The organism is Legionella jamestowniensis (genome assembly GCF_001467745.1).
Classification (GTDB): Bacteria; Pseudomonadota; Gammaproteobacteria; order Legionellales; family Legionellaceae; genus Tatlockia; species Tatlockia jamestowniensis.
On sequence record NZ_LNYG01000013.1, the window covers coordinates 1,044,729 to 1,064,806 of the forward strand.

Consider the following 20,078-nt stretch of genomic DNA (forward strand, 5'->3'; position numbering starts at 1 on the left):
AAAACATATCCTTTGCGTTAACCTCCTACGAACATAATATTCCCGCTAATTCATTCCACATAATCCAGAGTTGCAAAGCATCTAATAATTAGTAAATTCTGCTTTTAAAGAATTTTTAACTTCGTTACTATGTGTAGTTAAATTCACAGTTGTGATTCCAAGCATTTCATATAATTCTCTTTGCTTAAAAGAAGAGAATGCATTTATATGTTTTCTTATTGTTAACAGATCCCCTCGTTTAATTGGACCCGTTAAGGATTTTTCGGGAGATAATGTTTTTTCGAGATTAGAAACCGTTCCTTTCATTAAACTTGCAATTGCCTTCATGGCTATTTCATTTTCGACCCCAGCTTCTTTTAAACATTCCAACGCTTGTTGCGCCAAAGTCACTAAATAATTCGATGCAAACACCCCTGCGGCATGATAAAGGGGTTTTTTATTTTTATCAATTTGATAGACTTTTGAACCTATCGCTTTAAAGAGCACCTCTAACACACTTAATGCCTCGTTATCACCTTCCATGGCACAATAAGTCCCTTCAAACTCCTCCACGCTTACCGCAGGATTGGCAAAACTTCTCATAGGATGCACACTGGCGACAAAACAACCACTATTTTTTAAGGGTTGTAAAACCTCTGAGGATAATAAACCGCTACAATGAACAATGACACTACCCGACTGAGTAGATTTACTAGCCAATTCTCTCCCAATACCCTCAATACAATCATCTGGTGTTGTGATGAATGTAATATCGGCAGGAGGTAACTCTTTAATTGATTCGCAATACGTTCCTTGTCCAATAAAATTGATGGCTTGAGAAGTATTTACTAAGGATCTATTACAAATGGCGTGTATTTTTACCAACTGAGATTTGCAGAGCAATTTTCCAATTGTTTTCCCTAAATTTCCAGCACCAATAAAATTTACAGTAGTAACAGCCATAGGATTTCTTTTTTATAAGATATTCACAATATTATTCCAAATTTTACGTAAAAGCTCATCAGGGATATGGATATAAATTTCAAGCTCATCCTCTTGAAACTTTTAAGCTACATATTTTTTATCTAGTTCATTCCCAGCACTGAAATCCACCGTTATATTAATGCTCTATCTTTTACTTTTATCATTGGATTTTTACATGAAAAATCTTGAACATGGTCATTCAGAAGAAGAGATTGAAAAACGATTTTTAAAAAAACCTACACCTAGTTATTTGCGTGATTGGATTTATGGGGGTATTGATGGAGTAGTTACCACTTTCGCGATTGTATCAGGGGTAGTGGGAGGACAACTTTCTTCCTTAGTCATTTTAATTCTTGGATTTGCTAATTTATTGGCAGATGGCTTTTCGATGGCTGCAAGTAATTATTTAGGGACGAAATCGGAATTTGACCAATACCAGCATTTCAAACAAATCGAGAAAAAGCATATTTCGTTAATTCCTGATGGAGAGAAAAGAGAAATGATGCAAATTTTAAAAAATCAAGGCCTGGAAGGTGATGCACTGCATCAATTGGTAAATATAATTACATCTAACAGGGAGCTATGGATAAAAATGATGTTACAAGAAGAATATGGATTACCTTCATCCATTAAATCTCCTCTTCTTGCCGCCCTTTGCACATTTTTTTCTTTTTTAATTTTTGGATTCATACCCTTATTACCTTATGTATTAAATCTCAAGCTTGCTTTTCATTGGTCTTATTTATGCGCAGGATTAACCTTTTTTCTCATAGGCTCAATTAAAAGTTTCTGGTCCATTAAATCTTGGCTCCGCTCAGGGTTGGAAACTTTTTTGCTTGGGGGTTTAACAGCCTTCATTGCTTATTTTATAGGGTGGTATCTGCATTTATTTTTTTCTTAATCTATTTTCCAACGTCCTGTTGTGCAAATACACATAAGCGTCAATGTAAGAAAAGTTAGCACCCAATAGGTACTGTGATAGCATGAATTTTATAATTTATGCATAGGCGGCAATGACTCTTTATTTTCAGTAGCAGTTTTACCAGCTTTAAAAGAAAGAACTGCACGCCATAAGGCATCACCTTGCCAGGATGCTTTGCCATTCTTGTAATACAATGCTTGTGCTAATTCTTGAATTTGTTCTTTAAGCATTCCATCATCCACTTTATCTTCAACCTCAGTTAAATTTAGCAAATTAGCTTCCGGCCATCGCTTGTGTGCCCAGTTCATTAAAGCATCCCGTGCTGCCGAAGCATCATTACGCAAACAGGCATCTTGCAACTGTTTTAACACTTGTTTCATGCTGTAACTGGTGTTTTGCCTCTTTCTTTGCCAAAACCAGAAACCCAAAGTGACTAGCCAAGCTAGTGCGAATGCCAACGCAATCCACCAAGGCAAATTACTGGAAGCATTTGTCGTTGATAATGACTCCTCCCTTACTCTTTTCACTGCCGTGGGCGACTCATCAATTGATGGCATTTCGTTAGAGGGTATAGTAGCAGAGGTATCAGAAGACGGTTTAGTAGTATTTGCTGGCGTATTATTTGTAGCACTTATCTGAATGATACGCTCTGGCAATGTAGCTACTTCCTCTTTTCCTGTTACCGTATTAAACCAGGTTAATTGAAATGCTGGAATAGTAATTTGACCCGACTTATTAAATAAGTAAGTCATTTTGAAAGTAATTGTGCCTACCAGATCTGCTTGCTTAAATGAATTGCTTTCAGCCGGTTTTTCCGGATAAATAGAAAAATCAGCATGACTACCAAAATCAAGCCTTGGCAATAACTGTGCAGGTACCGCTGTTGCTTGCAATGTTACTGTGCGGACTAACGTACTGCCTTGTCGCATTGATAATAGATTGTTGTCATAACTTTCACTTAAACCAATCTGTTTAGCAGGCAGCCAGGTTTTACCTGCATATTGAGCAGGAATAGGTTTCACATTAAGGGAAATTGGCTTTGCACGTTCCCTTACTCGTTTAGGGACTGCCTCATAAATTACAGCATTAAATGTGGGAGGAGTAATTTTTAAAGGGCCACTTTTTTGCGGAAAAATGGCATAGCGTTGTTCTTCCACCGTATATAATCGACCATTTTCTGCTGTCTGATAGCGTCGTCCGGATTCTAAAGGAATAAGCAAAGCATCTTCAACCTGAGGGGGTTGGTAATCTGCATTCACCAAGTGGCGACTATTATATAATCTAACATTATAGATAACCTGTTGATTAATAAAAGGATATTCATCGCTCACCTCGGCCAGCAACTTAACGTCTTGCGCTTGACTAGAGTTTAGAGGTTGTGTTTGGGATGATTCTTCTTCACTAACTTCAAGCGTGACAGGCGCTGTTTTTTCCTGACCTACCTGAATCCCGGGAACCGTTATGATACCTGCTTTTTTAGGCACCAATAAAATAAGCCATTGCCCCATAGACTGCGCCCGGCCATTAATTACGGTGTAATTCATGCTGCGTTCAGTACCCACGATGGTAAAATCTTTTTGTAAAGGAGAGAGGTCAGGAACACTATTGGCTTCAGTCCCGTCCAAGGTTAAAAAAAGTCTTACCGTATCACCGGCCTGCACTTTTGCGGATTCCAACTGCATGGTTGCAGCAGTAAAACCCACCTTCACCACACAAACTAATAGTAAGCTGAGTAGAATTTTTTTCATTGATACCAACCACCTTGTCTACGTATATGATCGCGTAAAAATTTTTCTCGCAGCAATCCCCCGGGATCGTCAGGAATAAGTCTTAACCACTGCTCCTTAGCCTGTTGCTTTTCACGCTCCTTTATTGATTGGGCGTCACTTCCAACATTGTTTTTATTATCTTGCGCGTCTTTGTCCTGTTGTCCTTTATTTTTCTGATTTATATCCTGAAAACGCTCTTTTTGTTCCTGGTTTTGCGAATCTTTATTCTGTTGATCGTTCTTCTGTTCTTGATGCTGTTGATCCTTATCATGCGGACTTTGCTCGGCCTGATTCTTTTCATCCTTTTTCATATTTTGCTGATTTTTATCTTGCTGATTACCTTGTTTTTGCTGATTGTTTTGATCTTTTTCTTCCGGATTACCCTGTTGGTTCTGGTTTTTTTGATCTTTATCTTGCTGGCCACCCTGCTGTTGCTGGTCTTGCTGATTTTGTTGATTTTTATCCTGCTGCTTATTCGACTGTTGTTTCCTCAATAATTCCGCAATTAATTTACGATTATATTGTGCATCTTTATTATTTGGGTTAAGTGCCAATGCTCTATCATAAGCTTTCACAGCGTTTTCATATTGACCCAGCTTTGCTAAAGCATTAGCCTGATTATAAAAACCTTGTGCATTTTGCAAAGTCTCATAATACTTAGCTGCTTCTTTGTAATTTCCTGCTCGATAAGCTGCAGCTCCACGCCAGGCCTGATTTTGAAAAGTATCGGCAGCCTGCCCAAATTGTTTTTTCTGCATTAAAGTTTGCCCTTGTTGATCCTTAGTAAACCAAAGATCACGCCAATTAAACGAATAACTGGAAAGCGAAACACACAATAATAGAAGTAAGCATCCTTTCTTCATGTTTCTAACCTCTGCAACCAGCCACGCCTGAATACTGGCAATAGAAAAAGGAGTGCCGGAATTAAAAACCAACGTCCTTCATCTCGCCACAGAGGGATATCATCCTGTTGGCTCCGCTGAAATTGATTGTTGCTTTGCTTCATTGTGAGCCATTTATCCAAATCACCACTATTATCCGAAATTTTTAATAACTTCCCTTCTCCTGCACTGGCAAATTCTGCAAATAAAGGGTTTAAATTTTCATTGGTTTTAACCGCCATCACTGAAGTAATAATATGTTCTTCCGCTAAACTTCTCGCTGTAGCGATTGCAGCCCTACTCGGTGTTTCAGCTGTTAAGACCAAAATTTGCCCTTGACGAAAACCCGCTTGATTAAAGAGTTGGGCAGCTTCTTTGAGTGCTGCATCCAGCCTGTTTCCTTCTACCGGCATAATATCGGGCGAAAGTGAGGAAAGAAGCGCATCGATGGTTTGCGCATCCTCTGTTAATGGCGACACCACAAAGGATTCACCGGTATAGACAATTAAACCCAGTTGCCCTACCTCACGCCGTTTAAATAAATCATGCAGTTTAAATTTGGCACGAGTTAGGCGATCAGGTAATAAATCTTTTTCTAGCATGGCCTCTGACATGTCTAATATCACAATCCTCGGCTGAATTTGTTTGTAAGTAGGTACAGGTAGGCGTACCCAACTGGGACCACACAAACTAATAATCATGCATAAAGCGCTCGTCACTAAAAACACCAAGGCGAAATGGCGATTATGTTTTCCCTTGGTTACTAACAGATTTTCTAACAGAGGCTTATCACAGATAGCAGCCCAGGCCTCTAATTGTGGCCGTCGGCGCCACAAATACCAGGCTAAGGCAATCAAAGGTAATAAAGCAAGCAACCACCAAGGCCGTAGAAGATGAAACTCCGTCATGATAAGGAAACCTTGCGATTAACAACTCTATTCAAGCCAGTAATCAAACCGGCTTTATTTACAAGCCAACCACAGAACAAGAGAAGCGCAAGCGCTAATGGCCAAGGATAATACTCGTATCGAGGCCGAATAGTAGCCTGTTCCTGTGTTACAGTTTCTAATTGGTTAATTAATTCATAAATTTCATGCAGCGATTGTGTATCGGTGGCACGAAAATAGCGACCACCCGTTATTTTAGCAACTTCTTGCAAGGTTTCTTCATCCAAATCAGAAGATGCGTTGACATTAAAAAAGAGATTTCTCAATGCGCGGGGATCGCTTTCAGTTCCCAGACCAATCGTATAAACTTTAATACCATCAAGTTTGGCAAGTTCAGCCGCTTTTAGTGGCGCAAGAATACCGGAATTATTTGCTCCATCCGTTAATAAAATAATCATGCGTCCTTTTTCAGGAACATCTTGTAAGCGTTTTACCGCCAACCCTAAAGCATCACCAATGGAAGTAGTTTGTCCTGCAAGGCCTACTGTTGCATCTTCAATACGCAATAATACTGTTTGTCGGTCATAGGTTAAAGGTGTTTGTAAATAAGCGCGCGCTCCAAATAAAATCAGTCCAATACGGTCCCCGACACGTTGACGCACAAACTCCTCGGCCGCATGTTTGACCACTGTTAAACGACTAACTGGCCGTCCATGAAATATCATATCGGGTAACTCCATACTACCAGAAAGGTCAAGAACCAACATGATATTGCGGCCTTCCCGTTCCAAGGGTAACGGCTCACCAATCCAGCGTGGGCCTGCCGCGGCATAAAGAAGCAAACCCCATATGAAGAAGAACAAACCAATTTGTGCCTGGACTGCAAACGAACGCTGTTTTTGATTCACAATGGACAACATTGCACCAAAAAAAGGGACTTTGAGTGCCGCTGGCAACTTGATAGTCGCTTTAGGTAAGATGAACCATAAAAAAAGAGGCAATGGCAAAAAGAATAATACCCAGGGCAAGGCTAATTCGAACATGGTTTACCCCGCTGCTTAATCCATGCTTTTGCACAATTAAAAAGAGGATTGAGATCCATTTCCGTTAACTGTTGGTAGGGAAGTTGCAAAAGATGGGGACTGACTTGATTAAAATCAATACTCTTCCCCGTTTCATTTAAAAAATCTATCCAACGCTGTCCTTGTAAACCGGCTACCTGGTGCCTAGGATAATAAACCAAGGCCACACGACGCAGTAATTCTGAAATTTTCATACTGGTTATTTGGCTATTATGGGCACAGTGATATTCTTTTTGCAAAACGGCCAATAAACGCAATGCTTCTCTCTTAGCCTGGGTATGTTGATAACGCCGATAGCCTAGAAAAAGAAGTAGCCCCAAAAATAATAAACCAATGGCTATTAAAAAATACCAACCAGGAGCCAATGGCCACCAACCAACTGGCTGAGGTAAGTGAATATCCCGCAATTGATTGAGCACCTCTGTATCAGCCACTTGTTCTCCTAGGAAACGTCTGCCTTACCAGTTTTGGTATATTTTCTTCCGCGGTAACTTGTACATAGGGGATTTTTAAACGCTTAAACAATGCTTTTAAGTCTGCAATTCGCTGTTCACAATAATCTTGATAGCTTTTAGCCACTTCATTGCTGGTTGTATCAAGCACCGTTTCCAGCTGACCGTCTGTAATTGGATAATGTTCGGGTTTAGGGGAGGCAAGCTCCAAAGGATCGCACAGATGATAGGCCAAGACATCATTGTGAAGTCGTAATCGGCTAAGATGACGCTCACTTTCTTCATCCACCGTATAAAAATCACTAATAATGGTGACGATGCTACCGGGACGGGTAACTCGTCTCAGACGAATTAAAACCTCGCTTAACCGCTTGGATTGTACGTGGTTATCCAAAGGGACGCTGGTGAAATGGCTTAAGGCAGCCAAAAAAGGCAAGACGCCTAAATTGCGACTATGTGGAATAAACTCACTGTGGTCCGTTGCTGAATAAACCAACCCTCCGACTTTATCGCCCTGTTTAACTACGGTCCAGGCAATCATTGCAGCCAAACGTGCTGCAACTACCGACTTAAAGGCCAAACGTGTACCGAAATACATGGAAGGATTAAAATCACAAAGAAGAACCACCGGACGCTCACGTTCCTCCTGATAAAGTTTTACATGAGCACGGCCGGTACGAGCAGTGACTCGCCACTCCATATGACGGATTTCATCACCAGCTTGATAATTACGAACTTCAGCAAAATCCATGCCTCGCCCGCGTAGCTTTGAACAGTGATTACCCACATAAGCTGCGCTAGTGTCATGGTTGCCATTCGTTTTCTGAGCGTAACGCTTAAAAGCAATTAGTTCATCAAGTTTGGCAGTTATCCCATCACTCATTAATCACCTCTAGGGCACAGCTATTAAATGCAACAATGAATCAATAAAATCATCACTATTGACGCCTTCGGCTTCTGCTTCAAAACTTAAAAGAATACGATGTCTTAATACATCATGGGCTATTACGTGAATATCTTCCGGCGTTACATAATTGCGACCAGCAAGCCAGGCATGAGCTTTGGCACATCGATCAAGAGCAATAGTTGCACGCGGACTTGCCCCAAAACGTAACCAGCGAGCCAATTCATCGCTATATACACCAGGATTGCGGGTGGCAACCACTAATTGCACTATATAATTATCTAATGCTTCACTGGTATGGACATCCAGGACTTGTCGTCTTGCTTCAAACAAGGTGGCTTGGGGTAAAGGCTTCATGGAAGACATTTCAGGATTTAATGTCAAATGCCCTTTGGCCTCTGAGCGTGCCAAGGTCAAGATGTCATGTTCAACCTGCCCATCAGGATAATTAATTTTTACGTACATTAAAAAACGGTCTAGTTGCGCTTCTGGCAAAGGATAAGTACCTTCCTGCTCAATGGGGTTTTGCGTCGCCATAACCAAGAAGAGCTCAGGTAAAGGATAGGTAGTACCACCGATAGTTACTTGCCGCTCGGCCATAGCCTCAAGTAGAGCTGATTGTACCTTAGCTGGGGCACGGTTAATTTCATCAGCAAGAATCATATGATGAAAAATAGGGCCCGGTTGAAAAACAAATGATCCATTTTCTGGACGATAAACGTCGGTACCTGTTAAATCGCCTGGCAATAGATCAGGCGTGAATTGAATACGGTGAAAATCACCTTCTATGACAGCTGATAATTCTTTTACGGCGCGCGTCTTAGCTAACCCGGGAGCACCTTCAACCAACAAATGACCATCCGCCAGTAAGGCGATTAATAACCTTGACACCAAATCATGTTGGCCAAGGATTCGAGTATTTAAATGGGCACTTATCTGCGATAGGTGTTCCTGGACTGTTGAAATAACATCTAACTGCTCCATAAGTAATACCCTGTGCAAAAATCCTAATCCTAACGTGAAACAAGGTTTATGCCAAGCATGTCGACTAAAGGGATGATCAAAAAGGAAGAATCCTCCTATGTCATTCTGGGTTAATTTATCAGGCGTATAAATAGCGGAAAGGATGCAGATGGGACACGATTATAGCCAACTTGAAACTGTATAACGACGTTTTTCCACCTAAAAGAGCGCACTTAAATACTAAGAATTACATTACCCGGATGCTCTTCCAAATATTGAATTGGAGTCTGTAGCCGCTCTATAAGCGCTGGCAAGTCTACTTTTGTACGGTGCTCATCTAAATCATGTAAAAGCACTATTTCTGGAAAGTTTGGCGGCTCAGTAATGCCATAAGCCGAAAGAGCGTAGACCGGAGCAGCATTAGAACCATAGATGCTCCTGCAACAAATGCCCAAAGTTTTGCCAAGTCCTAGCAGATTTTCAGTCCACAATTGTCGTTTATTTAACTCAAAATTATAGATTTTGAGCGAGCGTTCTAACTGCGGTGCTTTGATGTTGTTATTTAAAAACAAGTGCTTAGAATCGCAATAATGATGACGTATGTGGGCAGGAGTTAGGGCAATGACACCCCCAACTACCCTGCACCAATAATCCTTTCTCTGCGAGTAATTCAAGGTATTAAATTGCTGAGTATAATTAAAAAGCGCTGTAGGCAAGGGGGCTATATTAAAGTGACGCTCATTTTCATATCTTACACCATTTAACTGATAGGCCACTCCCTTAGCCATTAGTTCTTTATATTGCTCCAATAGCTTAGCCCTTATTTGCTCGCCCTGCAGATTCTTAGGCAGACAATCCAACATCATATTTGCCATGTAGCGCACGTCCTTAGTCCAAATAGCATGTTGGAATACACTGATGGACTCAAATGTCCGCCCTGAAATATCGTGCAATGGCGCTTTAACCAATAAATCTTCAGGGTGTTTTTTTAATATAGCTTCCATCTCATTTTGCGCAGCCAAACCTGCTAGGGTAAAGAGTATTTCTTTCCGTAAATCGGGGCAAATTGCAAGTAAGTCAGCCACACGCTTTATATTACCTTCGGCAGCATATTGTGCCAGCCTGGCCAAGATGCGATTTTTTTGCATGAGCTTAGAACGAAAAAAAGGAAATTCTTTCTGGCGAATACTTTTTATCTTTTGAGGCTCATTCGTTTTATCTAAAAAGCTCGAAATAACTGCCATGATATCTGCATTCAGGGTTTCCAGAGGGGATAGCTCTTTTTTTTCTTTACTCATGAAATCACTCAGCGATAATAATTCGCGTATGGTGTATGAATGAAGCAAAAAAGACAATAATATTTTGGGTCCTCCTTTCACCGTTAAGACACAGCGCGAGATAATTCCGGTGCTAAACGGAAGAAGGGGCAGGGATGGTTAAAATAATGGTTAACAAGGAAGTAGGTTCGGACTTTTTTCGACCAACCTACTCGCTAAATGCTTTTCCAAGTGACAGGCAAGCAACGTTCTTGCTTCTCTGATTTTCAGGAAAATAAGAATCACCATGCTGCGCCAGCAAATAAGGCAGCGATTGACGAATACGTTCTTGACTTACTACTTTCGTCCAGCAATTAAAATCATTTAAAGGTTTGTTGTATTGTCTGAAAATATCAGAAAAAGCTTTGCGCATAAGTTCGGAATCAGACCAGGCAACAATTGGCAATTGAGGCGTTTGTTGCCAAATGGTTTCTGCTAAAGCAGGTCCATTGCAATAAACACCGTCTGTAGCACCCAAATCGCCATCCATCACAATAAAGGCAACTTCATTTTGGGCAATATAATGTAAAGCGCTGAGGCTATCCCCGACAACTGTCGTTTGAATGTGCTTATTCACCATAGTCAATAATCGGGTTAAGCAAAATGCATTAAATGCATTATCCTCAACTATTAAGACACGCATAGAAACTCCCTTCAACTTTCAGCAAGGAGTATAACGCTCAAACCTTAAGGGAAACTTAAGAAAAATTAATTCAATTTTTTAATATCATTGGAGGTAGCTATCAAAACTGTATCAGCAAGTCGCTTGGCAAATAAACCGTTGTCCACAACACCCGGTATTAACTTAATCGACTCCTCCAATTCAATGGGTTTGGTGATGTCAAAATTATAAACATCAAGGATGATGTTACCATTATCGCTAATAAACCCTTCTCTATATTCTGGATCACCCCCTAACTTTACAAGCTCACGAGCCACGTAGCTTCGAGCCATAGGAATAACTTCAACAGCAACCGGGAACGCACCTAAATGCCCCACAAGCTTTGATTCATCGACAATGCAAATGAATTGATTAGCCACTGATGCTAAAATTTTTTCCCTTGTTAAAGCGCCGCCACCGCCTTTTATCATTTGACGCCCTGCTGTCACCTCATCCGCTCCATCAATATAAAGGGGAACCTCTTGGGCGACATTTAAATCAATGACAGGAATACCCAGGGCTCGCAGTCGGGCTTCTGTTTCTTTTGAACTTGCTACACAAGCATCAATACGATGCTTAATGGTAGCCAATTGTTCAATAAAATAATTCACAGTGGAGCCCGTACCAATACCGAGGATCATTTCATCATCTTTAAGGTAATTTAATACTTCCTTGGCTACAGCTTCTTTCAATGCGCTCATTTTTTATCCATCAATTAAAAATTCATGGACAGATTTTAACGCCCTATGAGGGTTTTGGATAGATTTTTGCGAGAGTATGGTGATTCTTTAAAGAATCACCATGAATGGATGTTTGTCCTTTCGATAGTTCAAAACAAACCTAACTGCCTTACTCTATATTCTCTAAATCCACTTATTGTCCAACAGTTGGAGCTTCCAATGGAACGGCAGTACCAGCAGTTTTCTTGGCAGCTTGAGTGGTAGCTGGCGTAGATGTTGAGGAAGAGGCTGACGAGGAAGAAGACGAAGTACCAGAACTAGAACTAGAATCAGGATTAGAACGATTGGCTGAAGTGGAGCTGCTTGTCGCCCTGGATGTGGTCGAATTTGCCCGGGTTGAAGAACCACTTTGATAAATCGTCGTATTATGCCGCTGACTTGTACCATACTCAGGCTGAGAACTTCTGACTGGCGAATCAGTAAACAATTGTTCTATACCTTGACAACCTGTTAACAGCAGTGACGAAGAAGTCAAAATGCCAGCGATACCCCAAAAAAGCAGATTTTTTTTCATATTGTCATCCTTGAAATTGGTAATCTTAACTACTTTGCATTCTAACGGGTATCAACGCGCTTGTAAAATCAGGCTTATGATTTTTAACAGTTATTTTTTAGATGTCCAGTATTCTTAAATCATTCAATTGTATTGTTAATTGTGCAGTTAACCTAAATATTTTATCCTACTAATAATCTTTTTTCAGCCTGGTTCAAAGCCGTCGGTGCCCCATACAGAATTAAAATATCTTTTGCACAAAATGTGAAGGTTGGTGTTGGCTTTATATGCTCTTTATTGCGCCGAACACTGACAATATTTACTTGTGGAAGTTTTATTTCACCAAGCATTTTTGTGACGGCATACGCGCCCTCTGGTAGAAAAACAGGCCGCAAATGTTCATATATCAAATTTTCCTCAAACGACTCTTCTAACTCTAAAAATGAACCAGGAAAAATTTGCGCAAGTATTTCATAATTATTTTCCCTCGCTTCTTGCAATAATGTATTAATTTTTACTTTAGGGACATGTAAACTTTGTAGCAAATAATTGACCAATGTCAAACTCTCCTCAAAAACCTCTGTGACAATTCTTGTTGCACCTTTGTTACGTAATAATTCAAATTCTGTTTCATCTTTACATCTGACTAAAATTGGGATCTTAAGATCTTGCAAATGCTCTAAAACACTCAAACTTGCCTGCACATCATCAAAACTGATAACTAATGCAGTAGCTTTTTCAGGTTTGGCCGCGTTGAGTACATCGGGATGAGTCACGTTGCCATAGATGCTAGGCTCCCCTGCCAGCGAGGTATTGTGAATAATTGCGGGATCTAAATCAAAACCAAGGTATGGAATATTCACTTTATTTAAAAAACGTGCCACATTTTGCCCAACCCGACCGAAACCACAAATAATCACATGATCCTTCAACTCATCAGCGATTTCCTTAATCCTTTTTACAATCTGTTCTTGATCACCTTGTTTGTTTTTGGGTAATAAAAATCTGGCAACTTGTTTATTATTGCGAATAATCATGGGGCTTAAAGCAAACGAGATGATTAAAGCTGCTAATATCACTTGACCATAGTCAAGCGGTATTAGCTGAGTGCTTAGTGCCAAAGCCAAGATGGCAAAGCCAAACTCTCCCCCCTGCCCTAAAATCAAACCTGTACGAACTGCCGTTGCAATTCCATAGTGGGTAAACCAACATAAGCACATAATTAACAGCGATTTAGCTACCATCAAGGCAATTAACAGGAGCAATATCCAATACCAAGTATCCGCCCATGTGGTTATATTGGCTAACATGCCGATGGATACAAAAAATAATCCTAATAAAACATCCCTAAATGGACGAATTTCGCTTTTAATTTGATGCCGAAATTGCGTTTCACCTAACATAATTCCACTTAAAAATGCACCTAATGCTAAGGTCATTCCCAATACAGATGTCAACCATGCTGAGCCGATAGCTACAAATAAGACACTTAGTGTAAATAATTCAACAATACGTGTGGAGGCAACTAAATGGAATAAAGGCCGTAAAAGCCAACGCCCTAATCCGATAATAACAAAAATAGCCAAAAGTCCTTTAAGTAAAGCACTCAATAAAGAAGTATAAAGAGACTGTTCGCTTAAGCCAGTTAAGCTTGCTATGATGACCAGTATAGGAATTACAGATAAATCTTGAAAAAGTAAAATACCGAGTGCAGTTAAACCATGTTTAGCATGAATTTCATAATTCTCAGTAAGTACTTTAATCACCAAGGCAGTTGAAGACATAGCCACCACACATCCAATAACAATTGACTCTTTGATGGTCATTTGTAGCCATAGTCCAACAACGAGGGTAATCACGATACTTAGAATAACTTGTAGAGCACCTAATACAAAAACAGCGTGCCTTAAGTTTAAAAGCTGCGGCAAAGAAAATTCCAATCCTATGGTAAACATTAAGAGTACAACGCCAAATTCAGCAAGAGAAAGAATGGCAGGACTCTCAGGTATCCAGGCCAACACATGTGGCCCGACAAGAACACCAACTATCAAATACCCTAACGTGAGAGGTAGGCGAAAAAAGCGAAAGAGGACATTGATCAAAAGAACTGTCAGAAGCACAACCAATACTGTCTAAGATAGGATGAGGCATATAAGCTGTCTCGTTTTAAAAGTGATTGGAGCTCATTTGAAGTAACGACAAAAGTTAGTTTTGACGTATACTGAGCAAGAATTCTGATTATAAGGACTTGCAATGATTTATGACAACATTCTTGCCACGATAGGACACACCCCTGTAGTAAAAATAAATCGTATTGGCAAAGAACTCTCTTGTGAGTTGTATGCTAAATGTGAATTTTTTAATCCTGGCGGTTCGGTTAAAGATCGCATTGGTTTTCAAATGGTTAAAAAAGCACAAGAAGCTGGCCGCATTAAGCCTGGTGATACGTTAATTGAGCCAACCTCTGGCAATACCGGCATTGGTATCGCTTTGGCAGGTGCTGTTTTGGGTTATAAAGTCGTGATTACCATGCCCCATAAAATGAGCCAGGAAAAGCAATCCATTTTGGAACGGTTGGGTGCCACCATTTATCGCACACGAACTGAGGCAGCATGGGATGATTCGGATAGTCATATCTCTCTTGCCAAAGACTTGCAGCGTGAAATACCTAATTCCCATATTCTTGATCAATATGCAAATCCAGATAACCCTAACGCCCATTATTATGGAACAGCACAGGAAATTATTGATGATTTCGGCATGAATCTACATATGGTTGTGGCTGGCGTAGGAACTGGTGGGACCATTAGTGGCATTGCCAAACGTTTGAAAGAATATAATCCACAAATCAAAATCGTGGGGGTCGACCCGGAAGGCTCTATATTAGGCGGTGGTCATGAAATTAAACCCTATCAGGTTGAAGGAATAGGCTATGACTTTTTCCCGGAGGTTCTTGATAACACCTTAATCGATAATTACATTAAGACCAACGATAAAAACTCATTTCATATGGCACGACGGTTAATTCAGGAAGAAGGCTTGCTAGTCGGAGGCTCTTCCGGGGCTGCAATGTGGGGAGCTTTGGAGGCAGCAAAATCACTACCAGCTGGACAACGTTGTTTAGTCATTCTCCCTGACTCCATTCGCAATTACATGTCTAAACATGCCAACGATGAATGGATGAAAGAGCAGGGTTTTTTATAAGGCACGCCCTAGCAGGACGCGCGCTTACCCAATGCGCGCACCTGCTCTTTTGTCCAAAGCCTCAATTTGATCAAACACATGGTTAGCATCCAATTGCTCTATAGTGACCGCCCTGGCAATCGCATGGATTAATTGATTAGTAAAATGTTGATTCGGATTATTCATCAACTCATTGCGAACAATCCGTAGTTCACTGTTAGATTCTTTAAGCGCTTTAAAGAAGTGTTCACTACCATGCTCAATCCCTACGTACCCCTGGAAATAATCACTCTTTTTTAACCCTTCAATGTAAATATTTAATAATAATTCTTTGGTTGCACCATCCGCTTCAACTGCAGCGGTTAAACGGCGCTTGGTATCTTCGAAATTTTCTAACAGGCGTTTATCTTCTTGGGCAATGATGGCAAGAACTTCTTCAATGTCCGGATCATTTTTTTTAACTTGTGTAGGAGTAAGGCTAACTGCAGATACTGTTTTTACAGACTGAAATTTAGTTGGATTCATTACACAAGGAATATAATGCTTCTCTTGTAATTGAATCACCAGGGGATTGGCAGAGCGTTCTTTTTTCCCTTCGTAATGCAAATGCATAGGAATTTCTTTTCCCTCACTAACGACGCGAACCCGAATAGGATAGCCGGTTGCTTTAGCAGCTGCCGCAATAGCTGTTTCATCAATCCAAGTTGTGGGCTGGCGCATGGTTGCAGGTGAAGTAGGTGTTACTCCATCATTCACAAAAGCACCACGATATTTTGCACAGCTCTCACGATCAGTCATTTCATCAACAGCCATCTGACGGATAGTATAGGCAAGAGACTGAATAGTAAGCACCATTCTATTAGAGTTGGTCAGCCAGCGAAGTTGGTCAATCGCATTTGCATGAGGCAAAGAAGGTTTTTGTTCAGGGAAATATTCGAAATGTTTTATCAGTAGAGCATTTAATTCAGCACTGTTACGATTTTCAAAAAACATCGTATTACTTTCATACAGTTCTTTACTGATGATTGCCGCAGCAATCGCTCTAAATCCACAATCACCATTGCCACCTACATCCACATAATCCACAGTTTTTGCAGTCTGCTTGGTAGCTTCAGTAGGTTGTGGAGGAAGATTTTTAAAAAAACCTGTGCTGGCAAGTGCCATGGTTTTCTCCCCTTAAATACTCATATAATTCCATTCTAACCAATGCAGATTAAGGAAATATTAACTAAGACTTTACACTATTATGTTAAAATTTCAACTAAAAAGATTTAATTATGCGCAGTTAGTTCCAATAAAAGCGACTATTCTATTAACAAATCCATTATCCCATAAATCATTATGGCCTCGGTCAGGCAGATTAATGAGAAACTTGGGTTCATTGGCATGTTCAAAAAGGATACGGGCTTGCTGGGAGGGTACTATAGTGTCACTTTCACCATGTAAAATAAGCAAAGGACTTTTAATTTGAGAAATACGTGATAAAGAATCAAATTTATCCCATGGAGCAATAAAAACCCAAGGATAATGGTAGCGGGCTACCTGAGTCATTGAAGTATAGGGTGATTGTAGTACTACTGCACAAACCTTGCTTTTTGCCCCCAAATAAGTTGCAACGCTTGTCCCTAACGATTCGCCATATAAAATCGTTTGTTGCAGTGAAACGCCTTGCTGTTGTAAAAACTCAAGTCCAGCTTGTCCATCATAATACAATCCCTGCTCCCTGGGTTGGCCTTTATTGCCCCCATAGCCACGATATTCCAAAAGCAACACACCAAAACCTGCTGCAAGAAATTGCCGAACTAACGGCATCCGGTAACCAATATGGCCAGCATTCCCATGCAGATACAGAATAGTCGGCTTGCCAGCCGCAGCAGGCTTATACCAAGACATTAACTCCAAGCCATCTGCTGTATGAATTTTTACGACTTGCATATCTTCTGCTTGAAATACCGACCGACTTGGCACTTCTTTTGCTGGAAAATAGATCAAATTTCGCTGTAAAAAATAAATTAATAAACTTGCGATAGCAAATACCGTCATACTAATAAAAAGCAATTGTTTAATCATAATTTAAAACCAAGGCAGAAGTACTGGTTAATCGAATTTTTTAAGTATAGCGAGAAGAACCATTTTTACGAATCAAATGAAGAGGAATGCCAGGAGGCGACCATGGAGCATTTACAGGATCAAGATATTGTCAAATTAAAAGAATTATTACGACACACAGGTGAATTTATAGCTTATTTTGAACTTGCTGAAACTAAAATGCTCGAATGGCGGCATGATATTGAACAACAGGCCCAAATTCAACAAAATAAAGCACAACAACAACTGCAAAATCTCCATAATGAACTGGATGCTTTGCAAGAGGTATTAACCCAGGCCGGAATTGCTCGTTTTCGCCTAAGCGCTGAAAAAATATTAAAACAGGGTGAAGACCATCTTGGTGATTTACAGAAAGCAAGTCAGCAACTGTTAGATGAAATAACCGACAAGCACCAAGATCTCAGCAAATTTTTGGAAAAGGGTATCAATCAACTTGAACAGTATACCCTACGGGCAATAGAAAGACTCGATGAACATTTTACGCAATATGATATTCATCATTTTCGTCGTATAGCGAATGAGAGTTGTGAACAAGTCGAGCGAGTAGCGCATAATGCAGTGATTAAAAGTCAGGGAATTCTCGGAAGATTTCAATGGCGTGCAGCGTCACTTGCCCTGATTATCACGGTTATTACTACTTTTGCCATGGGCTTTTACGTCAGTAATGAGTTGCCATGGGAAATTCATCAACAAGCCAGAAATGAACGAGAGGCAGGCAAAGTTTTAATCAAAGCATGGCCAACATTGACACACGAGGAAAAAGCAAAGATCTTAAACCACCAGAAACCGCATAAAGCCTGATTCATGTTAATTTTTTTCTTGCTCCTGCTATTAGCAGCTATTTTGATTTGGTTTGGCAGGCGCCAGCAGCGTGCTGTAAAACGGTGGCGAAAAGCTTTGTCATTGGACAAGCATTTTGCAATTTACCAAGCGCTCTATAACAATATCAATGGGTTCGCCCTATCGCAGCATGCCAGAAGAAAAGAGGCTGCACTAGAATACACTTATGGCGAAATTGATTTTGAATCATTTATAGCTTTATTGTCATTATGCCAACCTAATCCTGCGACTGTTTTTTATGATCTAGGTAGTGGCACTGGGACGGCAGTTATCGCTTGTACACTAGTATTTGACGTTCGAAAAAGCTGCGGCATTGAACTATTTTCCGAGTTGCACCACTGTGCACTTAGGCAAAAACAACGTTTACAAGCCTATAAAGGCTATCAGGAAAAAGCAAAGCACATTACATTTATAAAGGATGATTTTTTAAATTGCCAATTTAGCGATGCCTCATTGGTATTTATTAATGCCACCGCCTTTTTTGGGGGGCATTGGCTTGCGATCAGTAAACATTTGGAACAGTTACAACCTGGCTCCGTGGTAATTTCTACTAGCAAAGCTTTGGTTTCGCCGCTATTTATTACTCGGAAAGTAACTGCTGTTAATATGAGTTGGGGGGTCGTCAATGCGTTTATCCAAGAAAAAATCGCTATAACATAGGACTCACTGAATATGCCATATAGAATGTTTTACACAATTTAGTTGCATTGACGTTAAAAATCTTGTTACAGTTAATTGATAACATTGAATAATTTTTTTTCGAGTCTATACTAAAAATTGAATGCTAGATAGAAGTCAGTCACCTGTTGTGTCCTGGTGATGACGCCCAGAAACGCGGCTAACCGAGGTGGGTATGATTAAATCGCAACTCATTGCAAACCTTGCTGCCAAAATGACACATCTGCCTGAGAAGCAAGTCACAGACAGCATAAATCGTATTTTAGAACTCATGAGTCAGGCACTCATTGAGGGAAAGCGCATTGAAATCAGAGGCTTTGGTAGTTTTTCCTTACATTACCGTCCCCCTCGCAATGCTCATAATCCTAAAACAGGTGAAAAAGTGATTACCCAAGAAAAATATAGTCCTCACTTTAAACCAGGAAAAGAGCTCAGGGAGCGTGTAGATGCTTCCCGCTCAAAAGTTAAATTGCAACGGCGAGAAGATAACTAAGTCTTTTTTGAGCATTAGACATTATTATGCCAATACCAGTCATTCCGCTACTATCTATTACCGTCATTCTGAGCGCCCTACCTCCTTCGGGGCTGGGCGCTCAGAATGACGACATTTTTTAAAAATGGCGAACACCTTAGAAGTAACTGCACCTAAAGTGAATGGAACCCTAAGCTCGCGGCAAGGTTACACCCGTTTGCCCCTGATATTTCCCACCACGGTCTCGATAAGAAACCGCACAAACCTCATCAGATTCCAAGAACAGCATCTGGGCAACGCCTTCATGTGCATAAATTTTAGCGGGTAAGGGCGTGGTATTTGAAAATTCTAGCGTTACATGACCTTCCCATTCTGGTTCTAGTGGAGTTACATTCACAATAATACCACAACGTGCATAAGTCGATTTGCCTAGACAAATCGTTAATACATTACGCGGGATGCGAAAATACTCAACAGTCCTCGCCAAGGCAAATGAATTAGGGGGAATAATACAGACATCAGATTGGACATCTACAAAGCTGTTTTCATCAAATGCTTTAGGGTCAACAATCGCAGAATTAATATTGGTAAAAATCTTAAATTCATTGGCACATCGAACATCATAACCGTAGCTGGAAACCCCATAGGAAATAATCCGTCCATTTTCAGTATGGCGAACTTGTTCTGGCTGAAAAGGGGATATCATCCCATGCTCCAAGGCCATTTTTTCTATCCAACGATCTGATTTTATTGACATGCCTCA

General features: G+C 40.4%; 21 protein-coding genes. 5 read left to right on the top strand and 16 right to left on the bottom strand.

Going from position 1 to position 20,078, the window contains the following annotated elements; translation table 11 throughout:
* Positions 1-81: 81 nt before the first annotated feature.
* Entirely contained in the window at positions 82-942 is an 861-nt protein-coding gene (locus tag Ljam_RS08920; RefSeq protein ID WP_058449693.1) for a Rossmann-like and DUF2520 domain-containing protein, read from the bottom strand.
* 196 nt (positions 943-1,138) lie between these two features.
* Here Ljam_RS08920 and Ljam_RS08925 point away from each other — a divergent pair, with 196 nt between their 5' ends.
* Positions 1,139-1,864: a VIT1/CCC1 transporter family protein gene (locus tag Ljam_RS08925; protein WP_058449694.1), complete on the top strand. Its 726-nt coding sequence runs from the start codon at positions 1,139-1,141 to the stop codon at positions 1,862-1,864.
* 89 nt (positions 1,865-1,953) lie between these two features.
* Here Ljam_RS08925 and Ljam_RS08930 read toward each other — a convergent pair whose 3' ends face one another.
* The 12 genes from Ljam_RS08930 to Ljam_RS08985 form a co-directional block, all read right to left on the bottom strand.
* Positions 1,954-3,633, bottom strand: a complete 1,680-nt coding sequence (locus Ljam_RS08930) for a BatD family protein (protein ID WP_058449695.1) — start codon at positions 3,631-3,633, stop codon at positions 1,954-1,956.
* Complete coding sequence (locus tag Ljam_RS08935; protein WP_058449696.1) at positions 3,630-4,517, bottom strand: tetratricopeptide repeat protein; 888 nt, start codon at positions 4,515-4,517, stop codon at positions 3,630-3,632. Before Ljam_RS08935 ends, Ljam_RS08930 begins: the two co-directional genes overlap by 4 nt.
* The gene (locus tag Ljam_RS08940) at positions 4,514-5,446 is read right to left on the bottom strand and encodes a VWA domain-containing protein (protein WP_058449697.1); all 933 of its coding nucleotides are present in this window, start codon (positions 5,444-5,446) and stop codon (positions 4,514-4,516) included. Before Ljam_RS08940 ends, Ljam_RS08935 begins: the two co-directional genes overlap by 4 nt.
* Entirely contained in the window at positions 5,440-6,465 is a 1,026-nt protein-coding gene (locus Ljam_RS08945; RefSeq protein ID WP_058449698.1) for a vWA domain-containing protein, read from the bottom strand. Before Ljam_RS08945 ends, Ljam_RS08940 begins: the two co-directional genes overlap by 7 nt.
* Positions 6,453-6,938, bottom strand: a complete 486-nt coding sequence (locus Ljam_RS08950) for a DUF4381 domain-containing protein (RefSeq protein WP_058449699.1) — start codon at positions 6,936-6,938, stop codon at positions 6,453-6,455. The genes Ljam_RS08945 and Ljam_RS08950 overlap by 13 nt, the downstream gene beginning before the upstream one ends.
* Entirely contained in the window at positions 6,931-7,839 is a 909-nt protein-coding gene (locus tag Ljam_RS08955; RefSeq protein ID WP_058449700.1) for a DUF58 domain-containing protein, read from the bottom strand. Before Ljam_RS08955 ends, Ljam_RS08950 begins: the two co-directional genes overlap by 8 nt.
* Before the next feature lie 9 nt (positions 7,840-7,848).
* Positions 7,849-8,844 (bottom strand): AAA family ATPase, encoded by a 996-nt coding sequence (locus Ljam_RS08960; RefSeq protein ID WP_058449701.1) that lies wholly within the window; start codon positions 8,842-8,844, stop codon positions 7,849-7,851.
* A gap of 212 nt (positions 8,845-9,056) precedes the next feature.
* Positions 9,057-10,121, bottom strand: coding sequence for a hypothetical protein (locus tag Ljam_RS08965; RefSeq protein WP_131762223.1), 1,065 nt, complete (start codon positions 10,119-10,121; stop codon positions 9,057-9,059).
* Between the two features lie 187 nt (positions 10,122-10,308).
* Positions 10,309-10,782 carry a response regulator gene (locus Ljam_RS08970; protein WP_058449703.1) on the bottom strand — a complete coding sequence of 158 codons (474 nt, stop codon included), beginning with the start codon at positions 10,780-10,782 and terminating at the stop codon, positions 10,309-10,311.
* A gap of 65 nt (positions 10,783-10,847) precedes the next feature.
* On the bottom strand, positions 10,848-11,501 hold the full coding sequence (rpiA, locus tag Ljam_RS08975; RefSeq protein ID WP_058449704.1) for a ribose-5-phosphate isomerase RpiA: 654 nt from the start codon (positions 11,499-11,501) through the stop codon (positions 10,848-10,850).
* Between the two features lie 172 nt (positions 11,502-11,673).
* Entirely contained in the window at positions 11,674-12,054 is a 381-nt protein-coding gene (locus Ljam_RS08980) for a hypothetical protein (protein WP_058449705.1), read from the bottom strand.
* A gap of 161 nt (positions 12,055-12,215) precedes the next feature.
* Positions 12,216-14,153 (bottom strand): cation:proton antiporter domain-containing protein, encoded by a 1,938-nt coding sequence (locus Ljam_RS08985; RefSeq protein WP_162262920.1) that lies wholly within the window; start codon positions 14,151-14,153, stop codon positions 12,216-12,218.
* 133 nt (positions 14,154-14,286) lie between these two features.
* Here Ljam_RS08985 and Ljam_RS08990 point away from each other — a divergent pair, with 133 nt between their 5' ends.
* Positions 14,287-15,237 (top strand): pyridoxal-phosphate dependent enzyme, encoded by a 951-nt coding sequence (locus Ljam_RS08990; RefSeq protein ID WP_058449707.1) that lies wholly within the window; start codon positions 14,287-14,289, stop codon positions 15,235-15,237.
* Positions 15,238-15,261: 24 nt separating this feature from the next.
* Here the strand turns inward: Ljam_RS08990 and Ljam_RS08995 are convergent, their stop codons facing one another.
* Together Ljam_RS08995 and Ljam_RS09000 are read right to left on the bottom strand one after the other, a co-directional pair.
* Positions 15,262-16,380, bottom strand: a complete 1,119-nt coding sequence (locus Ljam_RS08995; RefSeq protein ID WP_058449708.1) for a hypothetical protein — start codon at positions 16,378-16,380, stop codon at positions 15,262-15,264.
* Between the two features lie 111 nt (positions 16,381-16,491).
* On the bottom strand, positions 16,492-17,286 hold the full coding sequence (locus Ljam_RS09000) for an alpha/beta hydrolase (RefSeq protein WP_058449709.1): 795 nt from the start codon (positions 17,284-17,286) through the stop codon (positions 16,492-16,494).
* Positions 17,287-17,388: 102 nt separating this feature from the next.
* Between Ljam_RS09000 and Ljam_RS09005 the strand changes: the two genes are divergently transcribed.
* The 3 genes from Ljam_RS09005 (at position 17,389) to Ljam_RS09015 (ending at position 19,336) form a co-directional block, all read left to right on the top strand.
* Positions 17,389-18,126, top strand: a complete 738-nt coding sequence (locus Ljam_RS09005; protein WP_058449710.1) for a hypothetical protein — start codon at positions 17,389-17,391, stop codon at positions 18,124-18,126.
* A 3-nt stretch (positions 18,127-18,129) separates the two neighbouring features.
* Positions 18,130-18,825: a class I SAM-dependent methyltransferase gene (locus Ljam_RS09010; protein ID WP_058449711.1), complete on the top strand. Its 696-nt coding sequence runs from the start codon at positions 18,130-18,132 to the stop codon at positions 18,823-18,825.
* 193 nt (positions 18,826-19,018) lie between these two features.
* On the top strand, positions 19,019-19,336 hold the full coding sequence (locus tag Ljam_RS09015; RefSeq protein ID WP_058449712.1) for an integration host factor subunit beta: 318 nt from the start codon (positions 19,019-19,021) through the stop codon (positions 19,334-19,336).
* Positions 19,337-19,505: 169 nt separating this feature from the next.
* Here the strand turns inward: Ljam_RS09015 and dcd are convergent, their stop codons facing one another.
* Entirely contained in the window at positions 19,506-20,072 is a 567-nt protein-coding gene (gene dcd / locus Ljam_RS09020; RefSeq protein ID WP_058449713.1) for a dCTP deaminase, read from the bottom strand.
* Positions 20,073-20,078 lie beyond the last annotated feature (6 nt).